Genomic DNA, 1,961 nt, shown 5'->3' on the forward strand with positions numbered 1-1,961 from the left:
AGTATCCGCTCAATAAGTTGCGGTAAGCAACAATTATTAGTGATTGTTGAATGAATGTAGGAAACAGACAAATACCTTAACCTTAAGCGATACGGGCGCACGATTCGACGCACGTACAATTAAATATAGTAAGTGTAGTTTTTAGTTTTCAGTTTAACTGTTTTATTAAGCTCTTCGTTTTTACCCTGACATGCAAAGTAATTCTTCTTGGGGCGACAACGCTTGAAGGATAAGAAAACATTTCTCTCGAATAATAGTTCCTAAAGATAAAATTTTACCTGACTGGGAAATGCGGTCGCGCACATATTCAAAAAAGCTAATTCCTAATTTCCGAGTGGTCGCGACAAGAGACATAAAAATATCCCAAGCTTTAGTGCCTTCACTTGTTTGAGTCGCATAACTAATGTTACGTCGCTGCACCATAGTTCTAGCAGCTAGTTCCGCAGGGTTATTATGTAGCGGCAATTCAGGATTCTCTAAAACCAATAATAACTCAGATACTTTTGCTGCTGTTAATCTTTTTCGTTCATCTAACTGCTTATAACCAGTTTCAGTACCAAAAAGCTCCCAGAATTGGGATTTTAGCTCCAGCTTTCTTTTTTGGTTTGGAGAATCTTTAAAGAAGAGCAATTCTCGATAGTAAATCCAAAAGTCATCTAAAAATTTCTCTAAGGTTTGTTGATGACAAGCAACAAAGGGATTTAACTTTTTATAATGTCTAGCTTCATGTACCCAACATAAAGCTAAATGATCTGTTAGTAACTTAAACTGGGGTGCATCGTCGCAAACAAGGATTTGTACTACTGGAATTAAGGATTGCTGATGGTAAAAAGCAATCGCTGCGGCTTCTAAAACACGAGTCCGATGTTGAGATCCCAATTTGTTTAAATGCTTATCCAACAACGCATTAAACTGTTCACAAGTAAATGCTGTTTCTTGAGGCAATAATTTGATTCGATTAGTCCACTTGGTTGGAAAATTTAAGCTAGCTAATAACTCGTAGGTGAGTAGATTCAGAATAAATTCAATTTCTTGACTATTCTGCAATACCCCAAGTACGCTTAATCGGTCTTTTCTTAGTGTTGTATAGTAGACTGTATACAGGGGATTACAAATTACATTTGTTGTGTGATTTACCCCTTTTACACGCGCACCTGTTTGATCTAAATGCTGCCAAGGACTACTCGCTAATCCTGATACATATACTTCGTTGAACTCAGTTTCAAAGTCACTTTGGTTTTTAATTAGTAGATTCGATAAATATCCTGCTGACATTGAAATGCCAATATCTTCTAATAACTCTAATAATTTCCCTTGAGTCATATTGCCCCCGTAGTAAAGGCTCATCACTAAAGCTTTTACTCCTGGACCAAACTCTCCGTCATATCCGAGTGGTAATTCTGCTAAATAGGTTTTTCCTGTTTGGGGTGAGTAATATTTCTGCTTACGGAAAAGTACGTTATCCGTTTTCAGTAAGATGTCTTGGACAATTACTTCCTCATAACCCTTGAATTGTGCGTCTTGTGGTAATTCTGATGGAGGGTATTCTAGAATCTCCGACCGATCTATTTTTAGATTAGCTTTTTTGCTACTTTTGCTGTGCGAAGAAGGGGTTTTGCGTTCTTTCTCTGATGAGTGGTCTTTCTTTAACCCTTTCAAGTTGGGCTTGATGTCTGGTTTCCCTTGTTCTCCCTTAAGCCGATTGTTTTCAGAGAGTAACTTCTGGTTTTCTTCTTCTAAATCTTTGACTTTTGAGTTCAGTTGCTCTATCAGGTTCAATAAAAGTTCTACAGTTTGACGCACAGCATTGTCTACAATCTCTTTTGGGTCGATTGTTTGCAGTAATGCCGATACTTGTTTGCCTGAAAATGGTTTCTGCGTCATCCACTATATTCTACGATCCTTGTGTACCTTTGTATCCTCTTATTTTTCTTCCTATCCCCTATTTATTGAGCGGATAC

Annotated in this window: 1 protein-coding gene; it reads right to left on the reverse strand. The window is 37.6% G+C overall.

Features of this window, described 5'->3' with window-relative positions; genetic code table 11:
- Window positions 1-180: 180 nt before the first annotated feature.
- A complete protein-coding gene (locus ACM0OX_RS35505) occupies window positions 181-1,884 on the reverse strand; it encodes a hypothetical protein (protein WP_414519885.1) in 1,704 nt (567 codons plus the stop codon).
- Window positions 1,885-1,961: the final 77 nt, after the last annotated feature.

The organism is Nostoc sp. PCC 9305 (genome assembly GCF_963920915.1).
Classification (GTDB): Bacteria; Cyanobacteriota; Cyanobacteriia; order Cyanobacteriales; family Nostocaceae; genus Nostoc.

What these genes read in the sequence shown, in the direction of transcription:
- ACM0OX_RS35505 (WP_414519885.1), bottom strand. Translation starts at nt 1,884, where the DNA reads ATGACGCAGAAACCATTTTCAGGCAAACAAGTATCGGCATTACTGCAA.